Source organism: Actinotignum sp. usb-actsch-213, from assembly GCF_059085665.1.
Genome location: NZ_JBHNSQ010000013.1, coordinates 1 through 206 on the forward strand (window position 1 = coordinate 1; position 206 = coordinate 206).

General features: G+C 61.2%; 1 rRNA gene. It reads right to left on the reverse strand.

Going from position 1 to position 206, the window contains the following annotated elements:
• Positions 1-206, reverse strand: a 16S ribosomal RNA gene (locus AC5RK6_RS00830); the annotation flags it as partial.

Sequence of the window (206 nt, forward strand, 5' to 3'; positions counted from 1 at the left end):
AGCGAAAGAGGTTTACAACCCGAAAGCCTTCATCCCCCACGCGGCGTCGCTGCATCAGGCTTTCGCCCATTGTGCAATATCCCCCACTGCTGCCTCCCGTAGGAGTCTGGGCCGTATCTCAGTCCCAATGTGGCCGGTCACCCTCTCAGGCCGGCTACCCGTCACCGCCTTGGTAGGCCATCACCCCACCAACAAGCTGATAGGCC